Annotated in this window: 16 protein-coding genes; 7 read left to right on the forward strand and 9 right to left on the reverse strand. The window is 64.7% G+C overall.

Features of this window, described 5'->3' with window-relative positions; translation table 11 throughout:
- Positions 1–11: 11 nt before the first annotated feature.
- The 3 genes from FHW64_RS06340 to FHW64_RS06350 are packed head-to-tail and all read right to left on the reverse strand — an operon-like array spanning position 12 to position 2,747.
- Positions 12–971 (reverse strand): tripartite tricarboxylate transporter substrate binding protein, encoded by a 960-nt coding sequence (locus tag FHW64_RS06340; RefSeq protein ID WP_184524071.1) that lies wholly within the window; start codon positions 969–971, stop codon positions 12–14.
- Between the two features lie 40 nt (positions 972–1,011).
- A complete protein-coding gene (locus tag FHW64_RS06345; protein WP_184524073.1) occupies positions 1,012–1,377 on the reverse strand; it encodes a hypothetical protein in 366 nt (121 codons plus the stop codon).
- A complete protein-coding gene (locus tag FHW64_RS06350) occupies positions 1,374–2,747 on the reverse strand; it encodes an acyclic terpene utilization AtuA family protein (RefSeq protein ID WP_184524075.1) in 1,374 nt (457 codons plus the stop codon). Before FHW64_RS06350 ends, FHW64_RS06345 begins: the two co-directional genes overlap by 4 nt.
- Before the next feature lie 77 nt (positions 2,748–2,824).
- Between FHW64_RS06350 and FHW64_RS06355 the strand changes: the two genes are divergently transcribed.
- Entirely contained in the window at positions 2,825–3,739 is a 915-nt protein-coding gene (locus FHW64_RS06355; RefSeq protein WP_184524076.1) for a LysR family transcriptional regulator, read from the forward strand.
- 6 nt (positions 3,740–3,745) lie between these two features.
- Here the strand turns inward: FHW64_RS06355 and FHW64_RS06360 are convergent, their stop codons facing one another.
- Positions 3,746–4,345, reverse strand: a complete 600-nt coding sequence (locus FHW64_RS06360) for an isochorismatase family protein (RefSeq protein ID WP_184524078.1) — start codon at positions 4,343–4,345, stop codon at positions 3,746–3,748.
- A gap of 117 nt (positions 4,346–4,462) precedes the next feature.
- On the opposite strand from FHW64_RS06360, the gene FHW64_RS06365 reads away from it, so the two are divergent.
- Positions 4,463–6,115 carry a 4-hydroxyphenylacetate 3-hydroxylase family protein gene (locus FHW64_RS06365; RefSeq protein ID WP_184524080.1) on the forward strand — a complete coding sequence of 551 codons (1,653 nt, stop codon included), beginning with the start codon at positions 4,463–4,465 and terminating at the stop codon, positions 6,113–6,115.
- 148 nt (positions 6,116–6,263) lie between these two features.
- On the forward strand, positions 6,264–6,908 hold the full coding sequence (locus FHW64_RS06370) for an alpha/beta fold hydrolase (protein ID WP_260303663.1): 645 nt from the start codon (positions 6,264–6,266) through the stop codon (positions 6,906–6,908).
- On the opposite strand, the gene FHW64_RS06375 is transcribed toward FHW64_RS06370, so the two are convergent.
- Positions 6,905–8,035 carry a PQQ-dependent sugar dehydrogenase gene (locus tag FHW64_RS06375; protein ID WP_184524084.1) on the reverse strand — a complete coding sequence of 377 codons (1,131 nt, stop codon included), beginning with the start codon at positions 8,033–8,035 and terminating at the stop codon, positions 6,905–6,907. The genes FHW64_RS06370 and FHW64_RS06375 overlap by 4 nt on opposite strands.
- 225 nt (positions 8,036–8,260) lie before the next feature.
- Here FHW64_RS06375 and FHW64_RS06380 point away from each other — a divergent pair, with 225 nt between their 5' ends.
- Complete coding sequence (locus FHW64_RS06380; protein ID WP_184524086.1) at positions 8,261–8,827, forward strand: C40 family peptidase; 567 nt, start codon at positions 8,261–8,263, stop codon at positions 8,825–8,827.
- Positions 8,828–8,967: 140 nt separating this feature from the next.
- On the opposite strand, the gene lpdA is transcribed toward FHW64_RS06380, so the two are convergent.
- Genes lpdA through aceE form a run of 4 tightly spaced genes read right to left on the reverse strand, consistent with a single transcriptional unit; the run spans position 8,968 to position 15,797 of the window.
- Positions 8,968–10,791: a dihydrolipoyl dehydrogenase gene (lpdA, locus tag FHW64_RS06385; protein ID WP_184524088.1), complete on the reverse strand. Its 1,824-nt coding sequence runs from the start codon at positions 10,789–10,791 to the stop codon at positions 8,968–8,970.
- The gene (locus FHW64_RS06390) at positions 10,788–11,378 is read right to left on the reverse strand and encodes an MFS transporter (RefSeq protein ID WP_184524090.1); all 591 of its coding nucleotides are present in this window, start codon (positions 11,376–11,378) and stop codon (positions 10,788–10,790) included. The genes lpdA and FHW64_RS06390 overlap by 4 nt, the downstream gene beginning before the upstream one ends.
- Complete coding sequence (gene aceF, locus FHW64_RS06395; protein ID WP_184524092.1) at positions 11,375–13,036, reverse strand: dihydrolipoyllysine-residue acetyltransferase; 1,662 nt, start codon at positions 13,034–13,036, stop codon at positions 11,375–11,377. Before aceF ends, FHW64_RS06390 begins: the two co-directional genes overlap by 4 nt.
- Before the next feature lie 46 nt (positions 13,037–13,082).
- Positions 13,083–15,797 (reverse strand): pyruvate dehydrogenase (acetyl-transferring), homodimeric type, encoded by a 2,715-nt coding sequence (aceE, locus tag FHW64_RS06400; protein WP_184524094.1) that lies wholly within the window; start codon positions 15,795–15,797, stop codon positions 13,083–13,085.
- 228 nt (positions 15,798–16,025) lie between these two features.
- On the opposite strand from aceE, the gene FHW64_RS06405 reads away from it, so the two are divergent.
- From FHW64_RS06405 to folD, 3 genes are all read left to right on the forward strand, one after another.
- On the forward strand, positions 16,026–18,569 hold the full coding sequence (locus FHW64_RS06405; protein WP_184524096.1) for a PAS domain S-box protein: 2,544 nt from the start codon (positions 16,026–16,028) through the stop codon (positions 18,567–18,569).
- Positions 18,566–19,195, forward strand: coding sequence for a response regulator transcription factor (locus tag FHW64_RS06410; protein ID WP_028253580.1), 630 nt, complete (start codon positions 18,566–18,568; stop codon positions 19,193–19,195). The genes FHW64_RS06405 and FHW64_RS06410 overlap by 4 nt, the downstream gene beginning before the upstream one ends.
- 71 nt (positions 19,196–19,266) lie before the next feature.
- Positions 19,267–20,118, forward strand: a complete 852-nt coding sequence (folD, locus tag FHW64_RS06415) for a bifunctional methylenetetrahydrofolate dehydrogenase/methenyltetrahydrofolate cyclohydrolase FolD (RefSeq protein ID WP_184524098.1) — start codon at positions 19,267–19,269, stop codon at positions 20,116–20,118.
- Positions 20,119–20,178: the final 60 nt, after the last annotated feature.

The following is a 20,178-nucleotide window of genomic DNA, read 5'->3' on the forward strand; positions in this document are numbered from 1 at the left end:
CGGCGCGATGCTTATTCGGCCTCGATGCCGGCCGCCTTCACGATGCGACCCCACTTCTGCGACTCGGACGCCTGGAACTTCGCGAGCTCCTCGGGCGAAGTCGTGAAGACTTCGGTGCCGGTCGGGTCGTAGAACGCGGCCTTCGCGGCATCGCTCTGGGCAGCCTTCACCAGCAGTTCGTTCAGGCGCTTGACGACGGCAGGCGGCGTCTTGGCAGGCGCGTAAGCAGCAAACCAGTAGCCCATCTCGTAGCCCTTCACGCCGGCTTCCGCGATCGTCGGCACTTCAGGCGCCAACGGCGAACGCTTCGAGCTCGACACGCCCAACGCGCGCAGCTTGCCGGACTTGACCTGCGGCAGACCGGTGGCGGTGTCGGTGATCATCATGTCGATCTGGCCGCCGAGCAGGTCGGTCACTGCGAGCGTGTTGCTCTTGTATGGCACGTGCAGCAGCTTGACGTCGGCCATCTGCTGGAAGAGTTCGCCCGCGATGCGGCTCGACGAACTGCCGCTGCCGAAGCTGTACTTGCCCGGCTGCTTCTTCGCCATCGCGACGAACTCCGCCACGGTCTTCGCGGGGAACGAAGGGTTGACCACCATGATCTGCCCGCCCTTGCCCAGCGCGGCGATCGGTGCGTAGTCCTTCACCGGGTCATAGGGCAGCTTCTTGAACAAGTGCTCGTTGGCCGCATGCGTGGTGTTGGTGGTGATGAGCACCGTGTAGCCATCGGCCGGGGCCTTGGCGACCTGCTGCGACGCGATGAATCCACTGGCGCCGGCTTTGTTGTCGATCACGACCGCCTGCTTCGTCTCCGCAGTCACGCCATTGCCGAGCGCCCGCGCGATCTGGTCGGTCGCCGTGCCGGCGGCAAACGGCACGACGAAGGTGATCGGCTTGTCGGGAAAGCTCTCGGCATGCGCTGCCGAGGCAGCCAGCACGACAGCCAGCGCGAGGGAAGAAAAGCGATTCATCTATTTGTCTCCTGGATGGTTGGAAGGTCGCGAATGAAAGTCAGGTCTCGTCCGGGCCCGCGAGCTTGTCGACGAGCTCGTTCGGAACACGGATCGGAAGATCGAGCAGCAGGAAGGACAGCGCCTTGCCATGCGTGTCGAGGTTGAGCGCGTCGTTCACGCCGCCGTCGAGCACGCCGTCAAGCACGAAGTTCATCGCGTGCAGCTTTGGCAGCAGAAAGCGTTGCACCTGCGTCGGTGCACGATGACGGAACTGGGCGGCAACGGCTTCGGGCGTGATCTGCTCGATCAGCAGCGGGTACAGGTCGGGGTGCCACGCAATCACGCTGATGTTGGAACGGTCGCCCTTGTCGCCGGTGCGTCCATGCGCGGCGCGATAAAGCGGGACTTCGATGTGCGTGCTCATGGCGCCTCCCCGATGAATACATGGCGCACCGGCACTGACTCGCGCGGCAGCAGGCACGAGATGGTATTGAGGCGCGACGTGAGCGCGGTCCGCACGCCACCGCCGCCAGCCGGGCCGCATGTGTAGAGCGCCGTGACTTCGCGCGCGAGTCGCTCGGCCTGCGCGCGATCTTCATGCGCCGCTGCCGCCCGCAGGCGCACATCGCGCAAGCCCGAATCGGGTGTCGCCGCAAGCGTGCGGCCCGCGTCATCGCCGAACACGCTCACCGCGCCGATGAGGTCCACGCGCAGTTGCAGCCCGTGGAGGCGCTTGCGGAGCACATCCGCCGCAAGCCTCGCACGCGCCTCGGCACGCGGGCCGGCATAGGAGATCTCGCCTTCTGCGAGCCAGCCGCCTTCATGGCAGACGTTGACTTTGTAGTGCGATGGCCGCGCATGGCCCTTCACGCCGCGCAGTGCCACGCGGTTCTGGCCCGCCGCCTGCACTTCGGCTTCGGAGATGTCGGCGACCACATCGGGCGTCAGGTAGGCACTCGGGTCGTGCACTTCGTAGAGCAGTTGTTCCTTGACGGTCGCCTCGCTCACCATGCCGCCAGTGCCGTCGGCCTTGCCGATGGTGCAGCCGCCGTCAGCATCGATTTCGGCGATCGGGAATCCGACGGCTTCGAGCCCCGGCACGTCCTTGTAGCCAGGGTCCGCGAAGTAGCCGCCGCAGACCTGCACGCCGCACTCCAGAAGATGGCCGGCCATGGTGGCGCGGCCGAGCTTTTCCCAGTCGTCGCTGCGCCAGCCGAAATGCGACATCGCGGGGCCCACCGTGAGTGACGGATCGGCCACACGCCCGCACACCACGATCTGCGCACCCGCATCGAGCGCCTGTGCAATCGGCTCCGCGCCGATATAGGCATTGGCGCTGACCACGCGGATGTCGTCCATTCGCTTGCCGAGTTGCTCGCGCAGGGCTTCCAGATGTTCCGGTGACGAGAGATCGTCGCCCTCGACCACGGCGATTCGCGGCGCCTGTGCACCGAGCTCGCGCGCCATTCGCGCAATGAGTCGCGCCGCAGCGCGCGGATTGGCGGCGCCGAAGTTGCTCACGATCCGGATGCCGTGATCGAGGCAACGCGCCAGTACCGGCCGAAGCATGGCGTCGAGCAGGGGCTCGTAACCCGCATCGGGGTCGGCTCGCCGACGAAGCTGCGCGAGGGCCAGCGTGCGCTCGGCGAGCGTTTCGAAGATGAGGAAGGCGCGCTGGCCGGCAGGGCCGGCTTCGAGACGCGCAATCAGCGTGTCGACCACCGGTCCGGCGGCATCGATCCGGTCGCCGGAGAAGCCTGCGGCGCAGCCGATGAAGAGCGAGGGCGTGTCCATGCGACGGACTCTAGGAGTCTCGACCCAATCCGTAAAATCGAAAGTTCAGATGAATTAATCCAAATCACGGATCAATCATGAAGACGCCTGACCTCTCGACACGCCAGCTTCGTGCCTTCCTTGCTCTGGCGGAACAACGCAACTTCACGCGGGCGGCAGAGACCTGCCATCTGTCCCAACCGGCTTTCAGCGCGCTCATCCGTGCGCTCGAAGACGGCCTCGGCACCCGCCTCTTCGACCGCGACACGCGTAGCGTGCAGCTCACGCCCGAGGGCCGGCTCTTCGAAGGTTCGGCACGTCGGCTGCTGGAAGACATGGGCGGCGCGATCCGCGATCTGGCCGATCACGTCGAACGGCGCAAGGGGCGCGTCCGCGTGGCTGCCCTGCCCTCACTCGCCGCTGGGTGGCTGCCGGGCGTGTTCGCCGAATTCATGCAGAAGTGGCCAGGCATCTCGATTGATCTGAACGATGCGCTTTCCGACGCCTGTCTCGCGTTGGTGCGTGGCGGACAGGCGGATTTCGCGCTCGCCGCTTCAGGCGGCAGTGGTGCCGAAGGCAACGACTTGCGCAGCCGGAAGCTGTGCACTGATCGCTTTCATCTGGTGTGCCGCGCGGATCACCCGCTGGCCCACGAACCGCGTCTCACGTTGAAGAAGATCGCGCCGTGGCCCTTCATCCAGATGGCCCGCAACAGCAGCGTGCGGCAAGCACTGGACGCGGCGTTGCATCCGATGAGGTTGAACCAGGTTTTCGAGGTGGAGCATCTCGCGACGGTGACGGGCCTCGTCGAAGCGGGGCTCGGCGTGAGCATCGTGCCGGCGCTCACGCTCTTTCACTTCCATCGCGAATCGCTGGTCACTCGGCCGCTGCCGGTGGCGGCACTGACCCGCACGGTGCATCTCGTGCAGCGGCGCGAAGGGAGTCTCTCGGTGGCAGCGCAGGCGCTGCACGACCTGATCGTCGAGCGACTGGGGTCGCTGAAGGTCGACTGACCGCGTTCAGCGGATCAGCGCCTGCAGCTCCTTGAAGCGCGGATGCTCCGCCGTGCGCACCCATTCGAAACCCACCATCTCGGTGGTCACGAGTTCGGCGCCAGCACCGGCCAGCCGATCGAAGGCGGCATCGCGGTTGCGCTCGGTGCGCGAGCTGCAAGCATCGGTCACCACCCACACCTCGAACTCGTCTTCCAGCAAGTCGAGCGCGGTCTGCAGAAGGCACACATGCGCTTCGCAGCCGGCGATCACGATGGTGTTGCGCTCTTCGACCGCCTGCTGCTTCTGCAGATGCTTCGGCAGGCTGCGCGCATTGCCTTGCGGCGCCTTGGCCGGGGCGCGAAGCCATTCGCCGAGGCCCTCTTCCGCACCGCTGAAATGCATCTTGGCGAGCGTGCGCTGGCACAGCGCGCGAATGTCGGGGAGGTTTTCGCCCAGCTTGGAGGGGTTCTGTTCGGTGCCGAAGACCGGCACGTCCACGAGTTGAGCCAACTTGCCAAGGCGCACCGCGTTCTTCGCGACAGCGTCGGCCTCGAAGATCGCGGGCATCAGGCGCGCCTGATAGTCGACCAGAACGAGTTGGGATTGCGAGGCGTCGAGCAGCATGGGGAGTCTTCTTTCGGAGGTGATGGCGGCGATGCGCGCCATTCGCGATTCAATGTTCAAATTATCGAACAAGCGCCAGAGCCGGCGAGGCCTTGCGCAATCAACAAGGAAGAGACGATGAACGCTCCGCTCAATCCCGCAGCGCTGATGTCAGGCCAGGACTTCCGCGAGTCGCTCCGCCGCTATCACCCGACCGTGTATGTCGACGGACGGCTCGTCGACAGCGTTGCAGATGAGCGCGCCTTCCAGCCCGGCATCAATGCCATTGCGCTGACCTACGACCACGCGCTGAAGACGCAGTACGAGCCGGTCATGACCGCTGTGCAGCACACCAGCGGCAAGCGGGTCAACCGGTTCTCGCACATCAACACGAGCTCGGGCGACCTGCTCAACAAGCTCGAAGCCGTACGACTCGTGTGTCAGGAGACCGGATGCGCGCAGCGCTACCTGACGCACGATGCGCTCAACGCGATTGCCCAGGTCTCGGCCCGCATCGACGATGCGCGCGGCACGCGGGAGAACAGTGGTCGCTTCACCGAATACCTCCATCGCATCCAGGACCAGGACCTGACGCTCGGCGTCGCAATGACCGATGCCAAGGGCGACCGCAGCAAGCGGCCGCATGAACAGGCCAACGCCGACAGCTATGTGCACATCGTCGAGCGCAATGCGGTGCACAACGGCGTGCGCGGCATCGTCATTTCGGGCACCAAGGCGATCGTCACCGGCGCGCCCTATGTGCATGAGCTGCTCGTGATGCCGTGCCGCAACATGGGCAAGGAGGACGCGGATTTTTCGGTGTGCTGCGCGGTGCCGCTCGACGCGCCGGGCCTCACGATCATTGCGCGCCCGGCGGGCCGTCCGGGTGAGAAGCTCGAGCACGGCGAAGCACTGTTCAGCCGCAAGTATGGGCAGAGCACTGGCGTGTGCATCTTCGATCGCGTGTTCGTGCCCTGGGACAACGTCTTCTACGCCGGCGAGTGGGAGCACAGCAGCCATCTCACCTACAGCTACGCGACACACCATCGGCATAGCTGCATCGGCGCGCGTGCGGGCTTCGGCGATCTGCTGATCGGTGCGGGCGCGCTGATGTGCGAGGCAAACGGATTCGACCCCGGCCGCGAGACGCACCTGCGCGAGCAGATGGTGGAGCTCATCACCATCACCGAAAGCTTCTTTGCATGCGGCGTGGCGGCGAGCGTGTATGCCAAGGCCGACGAGCATTGCGAGGTGTTCATGCCGGAGCCGGTCTTCAGCAACATCGGCAAGCTGCTGCTCGCGACGAAGATCTACGACATGCACCGCATCGCGCACTATGTGAGCGGCGGGCTCATCGTCGCCCTGCCTGGACCGGACGAGGATCACAACCCGGCCACGGCCGCGCGCCTGGCAGATGTGCTGCGCGCCAACCCGGACGTGCCGTACGAACAGCGCATCGAGACCGCCCGCTTCATCGAGGACCTGACCGCCGGCTATCAAGGTGGCTGGTACAGCACGATCAGCCTGCACGGCGGCGGCTCGCCGGCCGCGATGAAGCAGGAGATCTACCGCAACTATCCGGTCGGCTCGAAGGTGGAACTGGTCGAGCGCATCCTGGAGCGCGGCGTCGGCGCCGATGGCTCGCCGTCCGCTGCCCCACACGACCCGACGCGGCCGATCACGCGCAACCGCCAGCCGGGAAAGTGCTGCGACACCGGCTGCACTGCACCGGGCCAGCCGGTGATGGTCGATCTGCCATTGCCGCACGGCGGCACGGACCGGAGCCGCTGAGATTCGCGGGCCCGTCACACGGCTCATGATCGCGCTGCTGGCGGTGGCGGGCGCGGTCGCCGTCATCGGGTGCACATCGGTGCGACCGCCGAAAGCGCCGATGGACACGTTCCTCCATAAAAGCTCCTGCGCCACGGATGCTCGGACGTTGCTCATCCTCCTGCCGGGCGCCTATTCGGAACCCGACGAGTTCGTGCGCGAAGGCTACATCCCCGCCATCGAGGAGCACCGGCTCGCGGTCGATGTGCTGCGCGTCGACGCCCAACTGGGCTACTACACCAACGGCATGGCAATCCTCAAGCGCTTCGGCCAAGACGTGATCGCGCCGGCACGCCAGAAGGGGTACACATCGATCTGGGTGACGGGCATCTCGATCGGTGGTCTTGGTGCGCTAGCTTACGCAGCCTTGAATCCGGGCCAGCTGGATGGCATCGTCGCGATCGCGCCCTATCTCGGCGAACGCGCGACCAGCCTCGACATCGCGAACGCCGGTGGCCTGATGCGCTGGCGCGCCCCGACGAGCACGCTGCCGGGCGACAACGCCGAACAGCGCATGTGGGCCTGGCTCCGGCGCTACGGCACGCAGCCCGGCGCGCCGGATATGCCGCAGCTCTACCTGGGTTTCGGGCGCGACGACCGCTTTGCGTTCAGCCATGAACTGCTGGCTGCCGTGCTTCCGGCCGACCATGTGTTCAGAACCGACGGCGGGCACGACTGGCCGGAATGGCGGCGCCTCTGGCAAGAGATCCTGCCGGTCCTCCCGCTGCCGCGCTGCCCTTCCGCTCGAGGCTAATCCGGCAGCAGTCGGATCAGCTTGCCGTTGGACTCGTCCGTCAGGATGTAGAGCAGGCCGTCCGGCCCCTGCTTGACGTCGCGGATGCGCGCCCGGCCTTCTTCGAGCAGCTTGTGCTCGGCGGTCACCTTGCCGTCCTTGAGCTCGATGCGATCGAGATAGCCGAACTTGAGCGAGCCGATGAAAAGGCTGCCCTTCCATTCCGCGCCGTAGCGGTCGCTGGTCAGGAAGGCCATGCCCGAAGGCGCGATCGACGGCACCCAATAGTGAAGCGGCTGCTCCATGCCTTCCTTGTGCGTGATGCCTTCGCCGATCTTGCCGCCGCCGTAGTTCTCGCCATACGTGATGACCGGCCATCCATAGTTGCGCCCTGCCAGCGGGATGTTGATCTCGTCGCCACCTTGCGGGCCGTGTTCGTGCATCCACAGCTTGCCGTCCGGTCCGACCGTCGCGCCCTGGCTGTTGCGATGGCCGTAGCTCCAGATCTCCGGCAGCGCGCCGGGCTTGCCGACGAAGGGGTTGCCCTTCGGCGCCGCGCCGTCCTTGGTCACACGGACGATCTTGCCGAGGTGGTTGTCGAGCTTCTGCGCGTCCTCCTTGCGGCTGAATCGCTCGCCCAGCGTCAGGAACAGCGTCCCATCCGGCATCTCGACGATCCGGCAGCCGAAGTGATTGCGGCTCACCACCTTCGGCTGCTGGCGAAAGATGATCTTGAGGTCTTCGATCTGGCTGCCGTCCGCCGCGAGCTGGGCGCGGGCGAGTGCAGTGCCGTTGGCGGCGCTGTTGTTGGCATCGGGCTCGGAAAAGCAGAAGTAGATCGTCCTGTTCCTCTCGAAGTCGGAATCGGCAAGGACATCAAGCAGGCCACCCTGCCCGCCAGCGGCAATCGTCGGGAGCCCCTTGATCGACGCACCGACCCTGCCGTCTGACGCGACGACCCGCATCCGGCCAGGTCTCTCAGTGACCAGAAAACGGCCGCCGGGCAGGAAAGTTACGCCCCATGGATTCTCGAGCCCGGACGCGACCACCTCCGGCCGAGGTGCGGCGACTGCCGCGCTGGCTGCCACGGTTGCAAACCAAAGGATCCATGGCACCGCTGCACGGCAGTTCGTCAATGTCGATTTCATTCGCGTCCTTCGATGGATCGGGTTTTGCAATCGTTTGGTCATTGCATCCAAATTCAAAGACTTTTGCATTACATGCAGATCGACGCTTATGGGCGATAACCGAAACATTTACATTTTTTGATATGAGAGGATCAAAAAAATCCATCAGCAGCAAGAAGTTACGTGCAGAATCGCGACTTCGCTTGAAATTGACACCCCGGGGTGTCATCCATATCCTTACGCGCCATGCGTTTAATCCTACTCACCGCCGGCCTGCTGCTCGCGCTCTCGGTTCAAGCCGCGCCAATGCAGCGTCCGGACTTCGGCGACGACGCGGCCGAAGCACAGGTCGTGGACAAGACCCTGAAGGGTCAGTTCCAGCAAGTGCGCCAGACGGTCGTCGACCGCACTTCCGATCTCGTGGTCACCACCATGGGTTTCCTTGGCGTTCCTTACCGCCGCGGTGGCAACACGGTTGAGACCGGTTTTGATTGCAGCGGTTTTGTCCGCGCGATGTACAACCAGACCGTCGGCCACCTGCTCCCCCGCCGCGCAGAAGAACAGGCCGCAGCCACCCAGAAGATCGACCGCAGCGACCTCAAGCCCGGCGACCTCGTCTTCTTCAACACGATGCGCCGCGCCTTCAGCCATGTCGGCATCTACGTCGGCGAAGGCAAGTTCATTCACTCACCGAAGCCCGGCGCCCAGGTTCGCGTCGAGGACATGAGCGGCAGCTACTGGCAGCGCCGCTTCAGCGGTGCGCGACGCGTCATCACGGCGCAGGACGACAACGCCAAGACTTCGGGCGACTGACCCCGGAAGCCCCAAAAGAAAAACCCGCCATCGGCGGGTTTTTTTGTTCCGGAAACCCTGCGGAACCGGCTTGGCCGGGCCGCTGGGGTTGCCCCCGGGAAGGGGGTGCCCGAGCTACACGTAGTGAGCGAGGCTGGGGGTCATTTCTTCCGCTGGGGCGGCACGTCGGTGCAGCTACCGTGCGCGATCTCCGCCGCCATGCCAATGCTCTCGCCCAGCGTCGGGTGCGGATGGATCGTCTTGCCGATGTCGACCGCGTCCGCCCCCATTTCAATGGCCAGCGCGATTTCACCGATCATGTCGCCCGCATGCGTGCCGACGATGCCGCCGCCGACGATGCGATGCGTCTCCGCGTCGAACAGCAGCTTCGTGTAGCCCTCGTCGCGCCCATTGGCGATGGCGCGGCCGGATGCCGTCCATGGGAACAGGCCCTTCTCGACCTTTACGCCCGTCGCCTTGGCCTGGTCTTCGGTCAGGCCGACCCAGGCCACCTCCGGATCCGTGTATGCCACGCTAGGGATCACGCGGGCATTGAAGGCAGCGCTCGCGAGTTCGTGATCGCCCTTCTGTTCGCCGGCAATCACCTCGGCCGCCACGTGTGCCTCATGCACCGCCTTGTGGGCCAACATCGGCTGCCCGATGATGTCGCCGATCGCGAAGATGTGCGGCACATTGGTCCGCATCTGCACGTCGACCGGGATGAAGCCGCGATCGTTCACCGCGACGCCGGCCTTCTCCGCGCCGATCTTCTTGCCGTTAGGGCTGCGGCCGACAGCTTGCAGCACGAGGTCGTAGACCTGTGGCTCCTTCGGTGCCTGCTCGCCCTCGAAAGTCACGCGAATGCCCTCCTTGGTCGCCTCGGCACCAACGGTCTTGGTCTTGAGCATGATGTTGTCGAAGCGCGGCGTGTTCATCTTCTGCCACACCTTGACCAGGTCGCGGTCTGCGCCCTGCATCAGACCGTCGAGCATTTCGACCACATCGAGGCGCGCACCCAGCGTCGAGTACACCGAGCCCATTTCGAGGCCAATGATGCCGCCGCCCAGGATCAGCATGCGCTTCGGCTCGATACCGAGCTGCAGCGCGCCGGTGGAATCAACGATGCGCGGGTCGCCCTTCGGCATGAAGGGCAGCTGCACCGCCTGCGACCCCGCCGCAATGATGCAGTTGCGGAACTTCACGACCTGCGCCTTTCCGCTCACGTCCTTGCCATCGCCCGAGGTCTCCTGCACCTTGAGGTGGTACGGGTCGATGAATTCGCCGATGCCGCGCACGGTAGTGACCTTGCGCATCTTTGCCATGGCGGCGAGGCCGCCTGTCAGCTTGCCGACCACCTTGTTCTTGTGGGCGAGCAGCTTGGTGCGGTCGATCTTCGGATCGCCGTAGCTCACGCCCAGATCGGCGAAGTGCTTGACCTCGTCCATGACCGCTGCGACGTGCAGCAGCGCCTTCGACGGAATGCAGCCCACGTTGAGGCACACGCCGCCCAGCGTTGCGTAGCGCTCGACCAGCACGACCTTGAGCCCGAGGTCGGCCGCACGGAAAGCGCCCGAATAGCCGCCCGGGCCAGCGCCGAGCACCAGCACGTCGCATTCGACATCGACGGGACCGCTGTAGGTCGATGCCACCGCCGGCGCAGCGGCAGGAGCTGGCGCACGCGCCGGCGCGGGTGCAGCCGCCGCGGGGGCCGGTGCAGGAGCCGGTGCGGGGGCAGCAGCTGCGCCCTCCACCGCATCGAGCGTCAGCACGACCGAGCCTTCGCTCACCTTGTCGCCGACCTTCACGGCCACGGCCTTCACCACGCCCGCGTGCGACGACGGAATCTCCATCGACGCCTTGTCCGATTCGACCGTGATGAGGGATTGCTCGACCTTGACCGTGTCGCCCGGCTTGACGAGCACCTCGATCACAGCGACTTCCGAGAAATCGCCGATGTCCGGCACTTTGACTTGTACTTCGCTCATTTGGACACCTTCAGTTTGAGTGTGAGAACGTCGACCGGTCCGGCCGAGTTCCGATCGAATTCACAGGCCGCGGCCACGCCGGCTTCGGCCACGTCGCGCGCCGAGCGCGCCTTGTCGTATGCGGCATGCATCGCGCCGAGTGCAAAGCTGCGGCCGGAGCCGATGCTCCAGAACTGCTTGAACTCGAAGACCTCGCGATAGCTGTAGACGCCGTAGATCCCGCTCGAGTTGGCCATCAGCATCGTGAACTGGCTCGACTCGTAGGGCTCGTGTTCGTCTTCCTTGGTCTGCAGGTAGAACGAGTCCTTCAGCACCGGATGCAGGCGCGTGAAGGTGTGAAAGATCTCGTCCTTGCTGCCGAAGTGCAGCGAATCCACCGGCTGCGCCGCGAGCGCATGCTGAAGCACCAGGTAATGCGCTGCGGCGCCGGCCATCGCAAAGATGGTCTGGCCGGCCGCGTCGTTGACCATGAAAAGCTTCCGGTTCGCCTCGGCGTTGAACGACAAGCGCGTGTCGCCAAACGTCACCAGCGAATCGGCAGCCATCACGACCTGACCGCCTTTGCGGACGGCCACGACGGTGGTCATAGGATGATTCGGCGGTAGTCTGCGAGGACCTGCCCAAGGTATGCATTGAACCGGGCAGCCGCGGCGCCGTCGATGACACGGTGGTCGTACGACAGCGACAGCGGAAGCGTCAGGCGCGGCACGAACTGCTTGCCGTCCCAGACCGGTTTCATCTGGCCCTTGGAGAGGCCGAGGATCGCCACTTCGGGTGCATTGATGATCGGCGTGAAGTGCGTGCCGCCGATGCCGCCGAGCGAGCTGATCGAGAAGCAGCCGCCCTGCATGTCGGCCGAGCCGAGCTTGCCGTCGCGCGCCTTCTTGGCGAGTTCGCCCATCTCCTGGCTGATCTGGATGATGCCCTTCTTGTCGGCGTCCTTGAGCACCGGCACCACGAGGCCGTTGGGCGTGTCCGCCGCGAAGCCGATGTTGTAGTACTGCTTGTAGACGAGCGTGTCGCCATCGAGGCTGGTGTTGAACTCGGGGAACTTCTTGAGCGCCGAGACCACCGCCTTGATGACGAAGGCCAGCATCGTGACCTTGACGCCCGACTTCTCGTTCTCCTTGTTGGTGGAGACGCGGAAGGCTTCGAGTTCGGTGATGTCCGCTTCGTCGTTGTTGGTGACGTGCGGGATCATCACCCAGTTGCGGTGCAGGTTCGCGCCGCTGAGCTTCTTGATGCGCGACAGGTCCTTGCGTTCGACGGTTCCGAACTTCGTGAAGTCGACCTTCGGCCACGGGATGAGACCCAGCGCCGCGCCATCTCCGCCGCCGGCCGGCGCCTTGGCGCCCGCAGCTTTGGTGCTGACCGCGCCGCTCATCACGGCCTTGGTGAAGCTCTGGACGTCTTCCTGCGTGATGCGGCCCTTGGGGCCGCTACCCTTCACTTCGTCGAGCGGCACGCCGAGTTCGCGTGCGAACTTGCGTACGGAAGGCGATGCATGCGGCAGCTTGCCGCTGGGCGCGACGGTCGGATCATGCGGAGCCGGTGCGACGGCAGATGCCGACGGCGCTGCGGCCGGTGCGGGCGCCGACGCGGTCGCAGGTGCAGGCGCTGCTGCAGCCTGGGCAGGCGCCGGGGCCAAAGCGGCCGCGCCGCCGCCAGAGCCTTCGATCACAGCAATCAGGTCGCCGATGTTGACCGTGTCGCCAACCTTGACCTTCAGTTCCTTGAGCACGCCGGATGCTGACGACGGAATCTCCATCGAGGCCTTGTCCGATTCGACGGTGATCAGCGACTGCTCTTCCTTGATGGTGTCGCCGGGCTTGACCAGCACCTCGATCACCGCGACATCCTTGAAGTCGCCGATGTCGGGCACCTTCACATCGATCGGGCCCGCAGCCGCCGCCGGGGCGGGTGTAGCCGCAACTGGCGCAGCCGCGGGAGCGGGCGCTGCAGTGGCAGGCGCCGCCGCGGCCGGTGCGGGTGCTGCGGCGGCCGCACCTTCGGCCTCCAGCACCAGCACCACGGAGCCTTCGCTCACCTTGCTGCCGACCTGGACCTTGAGTTCCTTCACCACGCCGGCCTGGCTCGACGGGATCTCCATCGAGGCTTTGTCCGACTCCACCGTGATCAGCGACTGCTCGGCTTTGACCGTATCGCCGACCTTCACCAGCACTTCAATGACGGCGACTTCATCGAAATCGCCGATGTCCGGCACCTTGACTTCCACTGTAGCCATATCGTGTCTCCCGCCCTAGGGCGCAGTAGGTTGTTGGTTGGTTGTTTTATGCGTAGAGCGGGTTGATCTTGTCGGCGTTGATGCCGTACTTCTTGATCGCATCGGCCACCTTCTGTGCGGGGATGGTGCCGTCCTCAGCCAGCGCCTTGAGCGCGGCCAGCACGATGTAGTGGCGATTGACCTCGAAGTGCTCGCGCAGCTTGGCGCGGAAGTCGCTGCGGCCGAAGCCGTCAGTGCCGAGCACCTTGTAGTTGCGGCCCTTCGGAACGAAAGGACGGATCTGCTCGGCGTAGGCCTTCATGTAGTCGGTCGACGCCACCACTGGGCCGGTGCTCGCGGAGAGTTGCTGCGCGACGAAGGGCACACGCGGCTCGTCGGTCGGATGCAGCAGGTTCCAGCGGTCGGCCTCCTGGCCGTCGCGGGTCAGCTCGTTGAAGCTGGGGCAGCTCCACACGCCGGCGCTGACGCCCCAGTCCTTCTCGAGCAGTTCCTGCGCGGCAACGCTTTCGCGCAGGATGGTGCCGCTGCCGAGCAGTTGCACGCTGGGCGACTTGGCCTTGAGCGCCGGCGCCTGCTTGCACAGGTACATGCCCTTGATGATTTGCTCTTCGGTGCCGGGCTGCAGGCCGGGCATCGCGTAGTTCTCATTGAGCAGCGTGAGGTAGTAGTAGACGTTGTCCTGCTTCTCGACCATGCGCTTGAGGCCGTGATGCAGTATCACGCCGACTTCGTGCGCGAAGGTCGGGTCGTAGCTGACGCAGTTCGGGATCGTGTTCGCAAGGATGTGGCTGTGGCCGTCTTCGTGCTGGAGGCCTTCGCCGTTCAGCGTGGTGCGACCTGAAGTGCCGCCGAGCAGGAAGCCGCGCGCCTGCATGTCGCCCGCCGCCCAGGCGAGGTCGCCGATACGCTGGAAGCCGAACATCGAGTAGTACACGTAGAACGGCACCATGATCCGGTTGTTCGTGCTGTACGACGTGGCCGCCGCGATCCAGCTCGACATGCCGCCGGCTTCGTTGATGCCTTCCTGCAGGATCTGGCCAGCCTTGTCTTCCTTGTAGTACATGACCTGGTCTTTGTCGACCGGGGTGTACTGCTGGCCCGCGGGGTTGTAGATGCCAACCTGGCGGAACAGGCCTTCCATGCCGAAGGTGCGTGCCTCGTCGACAAGGATCGGCACAACGCGTGGGCCGAGCGCCTGGTCGCGCAGCAACTGCGTCAGGAAGCGGACGTAGGCCTGCGTGGTCGAGATCTCGCGGCCTTCGGCGGTCGGCTCGAGCACCGCCTTGAAGGTTTCGAGCGACGGCACGGTGAAACTCTCGTCGGCCTTGGTGCGGCGATGCGGCAGGTAGCCGCCGAGGGCCTTGCGGCGCTCGTGCAGGTACTTCATCTCCGGGGTGTCGTCGGCCGGCTTGTAGAACGGCAGATCGCCGATCTGGCTGTCCGGGATCGGAATGTTGAAGCGGTCGCGGAAGGCCTTGATGTCCTCGTCGCCGAGCTTCTTGGTTTGGTGGACCGTGTTCTTGCCTTCGCCGATCTTGCCCATGCCGAAGCCCTTGACGGTCTTGATCAGCAGCACCGTGGGCTGGCCCTTGTGGTTCACGGCCGAGTGGAAGGCGGCGTAGACCTTCTGCGGATCATGGCCGCCGCGGCGCAGCGCCCAGATGTCGTCGTCGCTCAGCTTCGAGACCATCTCGAGGGTGCGCGGATCGCGACCGAAGAAATGCTTGCGCACGTAGGCGCCGTCATTAGCCTTGAACGACTGGTAGTCACCGTCGTTCGTCTCCATCATGATCTTGCGGAGCGCGCCGTCCTTGTCGCGCGCCAGCAGCGGATCCCAGTTGGCGCCCCACAGCAGCTTGATGACGTTCCAGCCCGATCCGCGGAATTCGCCTTCGAGTTCCTGAATGATCTTGCCGTTGCCGCGCACCGGGCCGTCGAGGCGCTGCAGGTTGCAGTTGATGACGAAGACCAGGTTGTCGAGGTTCTCGCGCGCCGCGAGACCGATGGCGCCGAGCGATTCGACTTCATCCATCTCACCGTCGCCGCAGAAAACCCAGACCTTACGGTTCTCGGTGTTGGCGATGCCGCGTGCGTGCAGATACTTGAGGAAACGCGCCTGGTAGATCGCCATCAGCGGGCCGAGGCCCATCGACACCGTGGGGAACTGCCAGAACTCGGGCATGAGCTTGGGGTGCGGGTAGCTCGACAGGCCCTTGCCGTCGACTTCCTGGCGGAAGTTGAGCAGCTGCTCTTCGGTCAGGCGGCCTTCGAGGTAGGCGCGGGCGTAGATGCCGGGAGAGACGTGGCCCTGGATGTAGAGGCAGTCGCCGCCGTGGTTCTCGCTCTCGGCATGCCAGAAGTGATTGAAGCCGGCGCCGAACATGGTCGCCAGCGAGGCAAAGGAGCCAATGTGGCCGCCGAGGTCGCCGCCCTCGGGCGGATGGTGGCGGTTGGCCTTCACGACCATCGCCATCGCATTCCAGCGCATGTACGAACGCAGGCGCTCTTCGATCTCGATGTTGCCGGGGGAACGCTCTTCCTGGTCGACCTCGATGGTGTTCACGTAGGCCGTGTTGGCGGAGAACGGTTTGTCGATGCTGTTCTGACGGGCATGTTCGAGCAGTTGCTCGAGCAGGAAGTGAGCCCGTTCCGGCCCCTCGCTCTCGATGACTGCCGATAGGGCATCCATCCATTCGCGCGTTTCCTGCGCGTCTTGATCGTTAGCGGCCGAACCGAAGAGGTTCTGAGGATTCGCCGACATGCTTGTCTCCTTTTTGAGGGGGTTGTGGCAGTAATTTAGTGCCGGATTGGCGGTGCGGCGGGAGTTTCTCACAGAAATTCGGCAATTTCAAATAGTGCGTGACGTTTTCTTATTACGAAATTCACCAATGAAACTTCGGGGTAGTTTTCGCGAGTTTTCCCTTCCGACATCGTCATTGAATGGACCAGTTGACACCCCGCCCGAAAGGTGATCACCTAAACTCGACTGATGCCCTTTTCCTCCCCGATCGCGGTCGCCCGCAGCGCGGTCCACGCATCGCCGCTTTCATGGTGGCGCCGTTGGTGGCGCCGGCAGACGCCCATGCTGCAGGACGCGGTGGCGATGCTCGCGCCGCTCGCCGCCGTGCTGCTCTTTCTCGCGGCCATCGTGTCGGCCTTCTGGTATCTGCGCGCGGAGGAAATGGAGCGCGTGCAGGAGTCCGTCAAGCGCGACGTCGAGTACGCGCAACAGCGCGTGCGCATGCGCTTGCTCGAGCGGCAGGAGCAGCTTTCCCGCTTGGCGCGCGATGCGTCGAATCGAGAGATCGACGTCGCAGAGTTCACGAGCCGCGCCGAATCGCTGGTCAGCCAGTTTCCCGAACTCCAGGCCGTGACCTGGATCGACGATCGCCGTCGGGTAAAGGCGAGCTATGCGGCGCCGAGCGTTCATCCTGCGCAGCAACGCGCAAACGGCGAAGTACTGCGGCCCGGCGACACGGAAAGCAGCTATGCCTTGGCACGCGAGCTCGGGCAGTTGGTTTACTCGCAGCCCCTGGCGGGCGGCGACCCCGCTCCGATGCTGCAGCTCCACATCCCGATGTTCGATCAGGGGCTGTTCGCGGGCACGCTTCTCGGCGAGTTCTCCGTCGACGGCCTGCTGCGCTACGGCATGCCGGCGGAGGTTTCCGCGCGCTACGCGGTGTCGCTTCTCGATGGCAAGGGCGGCCTGATCGCTGGGAACACCGTCGCCAATCCGAAAGGCGCCCGCAACCGCCTGCTGCCGTGGGCGGTTCATACCAACGAATATGAAGTTCCGGTGTCCCCAGTCGGCAACGGACTGGTGCTGCGCGCGCAGGCCTATCGAACCTCGCAAGGGGTGGTTGGCAACGGCCTCTTCTGGCTGGTCGGCGCGCTCAGCGTCCTGACGAGCTGGATGCTGATCGGCACCTGGCGCCACACGCGGCGTCGCCTGCAGGCGCAGCAGGCATTGGTGGCGGAAACCAACTTCCGTCGCGCGATGGAAAACTCGATGCTCACCGGCATGCGCGTGCTCGACCTCGAAGGCCGGATCACCTACGTGAACGCTGCTTTCTGTGCGATGACCGGCTGGAGCGAAAACGAGCTCGTCGGCCAGACGCCTCCCTTCCCCTACTGGCTCGAATCGGACCGCGAAGTCATGAACGAGCGGCTCGAAGAAGAACTGCACGGCCGTGCCCTGCCAGGCGGATTCCAGGTGCGCGTGAAGCGCAAGAACGGCAGCGTCTTCAACGCGCGGCTGTACGTCTCGCCGCTGATCGATGCGCGCGGCCACCAGACGGGCTGGATGACCTCGATGACCGACATCACCGAGCCGACCCGCATCCGCGAGCAGCTGTCCGCCTCCTACGAGCGCTTCACCACCGTCCTGGAAGCGCTGGACGCCTCGGTGTCGGTCGCGCCGCTCGGCAGCGAAGAACTGGTGTTCGCGAACAAGCTCTATCGCCTCTGGTTCGGGTCCAACACCGTCGGCCACCTGAACATGGTGGCGCAGGCTGGTGTCCCGGCTTCGCATGCCCGCGACGAAGAACTCGACGACGTGGACCCCTTCGCCGGACTGCCGATCGACCAGCTCACCGCGGCCCAGCCGGCCAACAACGAGATCTTCGTGCCCGAGCTCGGCAAGTGGCTGGAGGTGCGTTCGCGCTACCTGACCTGGGTCGACGGCCGCCTCGCGCAACTCGTGATCGCGACCGACATCACGCCGCGCCGCGACGCAGAGGACCTTGCCGCGGCACAGGCCGACCGCGCGCACGCCGCGAGCCGCCTGATCACGATGGGCGAAATGGCTTCCAGCGTGGCGCATGAACTCAATCAGCCGCTGACCGCCATCTCCAACTACTGCAACGGGATGATGTCGCGGATCAAGGGCAACCAGATCGACTCGGACGCGCTGCTGGCGGCGCTCGACAAGACCTCGAAGCAAGCCCAGCGCGCGGGCCAGATCATCCAGCGCATCCGCTCCTTCGTGAAGCGCAGCGAGCCCAACCGGACGCCTGCCGAAGTGGCCATGATGGTCAGCGAAGCGGTCGAGCTGGCCGGGATCGAGTTGCGCCGCCGCAACGTGCGCCTGAATCACTACGTTGCCGCTCGCCTGCCGGTCTTGCGGGTCGATCCGATCCTAATCGAGCAGGTCATGGTCAACCTGCTGAAGAACGCCGCCGAATCCATCGACCTCGCCAATCGTCCGCTGGCACGCCGCAGCGTGGAGCTGCGTGTGCTCCCGAAGATCATTGATGGCCACAACGCCGTCGAGTTTTCCGTTCAGGACACCGGCATGGGCCTGTCGCCCGAAGTCATGGACCGGCTGTACGAAGCTTTCTTCTCCACCAAGCCCGAAGGCATGGGCATCGGGCTCAACCTCTGCCGCACGATCGTCGAGTCGCACCGTGGCCGAATGCAGGCGGAGAACATCTACAATGGTCCGGATGTGGTCGGATGCCGTTTCTCCTTCTGGATACCGGTGTTAGACGCTATCGATTCAGTAGCAAGCAACGAGGCGAAGGTACCTGCATGAGTTTGATTCCCAAGAAGGGCACGGTCTATGTCGTTGATGACGACGAAGCGGTTCGTGATTCGTTGCAATGGCTGCTCGAAGGCAAGGACTACCGGGTCCGCTGCTTCGATTCGGCCGAGTCGTTCCTCTCCCGCTACGACCCCCGAGAAGTCGCCTGCCTGATCGTCGACATCCGCATGGGCGGAATGTCCGGCATCGAATTGCAGGACAGGCTGATCGAACGCCGCTCGCCCCTGCCCATCGTGGTCATCACCGGCCACGGCGATGTGCCGATGGCCGTCGACAGCATGAAAAAGGGCGCGATGGATTTCATCCAGAAGCCCTTCAACGACGAAGCGCTGGTCGCGCTGGTCGAGCGGATGCTCGAACACGCCCGTGGCGCCTTCGCCCAGCATCAGCAGTCCGCCAGCCGCGACGCGCTGCTGTCCAAGCTCACCGGCCGCGAAGCGCAAGTGCTGGAACGCATCGTCGCAGGCCGACTCAACAAGCAGATCGCCGACGACCTCGGCATCAGCATCAAGACGGTCGAGGCGCACCGCGCCAACATCATGGAAAAGCTCAACGCGAACACGGTGGCCGATCTGCTGAAGATCGCTCTCGGCCAGGCGGCCCCCGCCAAGGCCTAGCGCCCGGCCGACCACCCTCTCGCACCCACGCCTGCGCAAGCGGGCGTTTTTACTTGGAAGACAGGAAAACGATGACAGCCCAACTGATCGACGGCAACGCGCTGTCCCGAAAAATCCGCACCGAGGTTTCCGGCCGCATTGCCGCGCTCAAGGCGAGCGGCGTCCAGCCGACCCTTGCGATCGTGCTTGTCGGCGACGATCCGGCAAGCCAGGTCTACGTCAAGCACAAGGTCAACGACAGCAGCGAAACGGGGCTCACCGCGAACCTGGAGCGCTATCCGGCGACCATGACCGAAGCCGAACTGCTGGCGCGCATCCACGCGCTCAACAACGATCCCAAGGTGCACGGCATCCTCGTGCAATTGCCATTGCCGCCGCACATGGACAGCCATCGCGTCATCGAGGCGATCTCTCCTGCCAAGGACGTGGACGGCTTCCACGTTGCAAGCGCCGGCGCACTCATGGTCGGTCAGCCGGGCTTCTGGCCCTGCACGCCGCACGGCTGCATGAAGATGCTCGAATCGATCGGCTACGACCTGCGCGGCAAGCATGCGGTCGTCATCGGCCGCAGCAACATCGTGGGCAAGCCAATGGCGATGATGCTGCTGGCCAAGAACGCCACGGTCACCATCTGCCACAGCGCGACGAAGGATCTCGGCGCCATCACGCGGCAGGCTGACGTGGTGGTCGCAGCGGTCGGCAAGCGCAACATCCTGACGGCGGACATGGTCAAACCCGGTGCGGTCATCATCGACGTCGGCATGAACCGCAAGGAAGACGGCAAGCTCGCGGGCGATGTCGATTTCGAAGGCGTCAAGGAAGTCGCAAGCTGGATCACGCCAGTACCGGGCGGTGTCGGCCCCATGACCCGCGCGATGCTGCTCGCCAACACTCTTGAAGCCGCCGAACGCGCCGCAAGATAACAATCACCCCGTTGCTTGCTCACTGCGTGTAGCCGCCTCCCCTCCCGAACGGTCTTCGCT

This window comes from Variovorax sp. Sphag1AA (assembly GCF_014192575.1).
In the GTDB taxonomy this organism is placed as follows: domain Bacteria; phylum Pseudomonadota; class Gammaproteobacteria; order Burkholderiales; family Burkholderiaceae_C; genus Variovorax.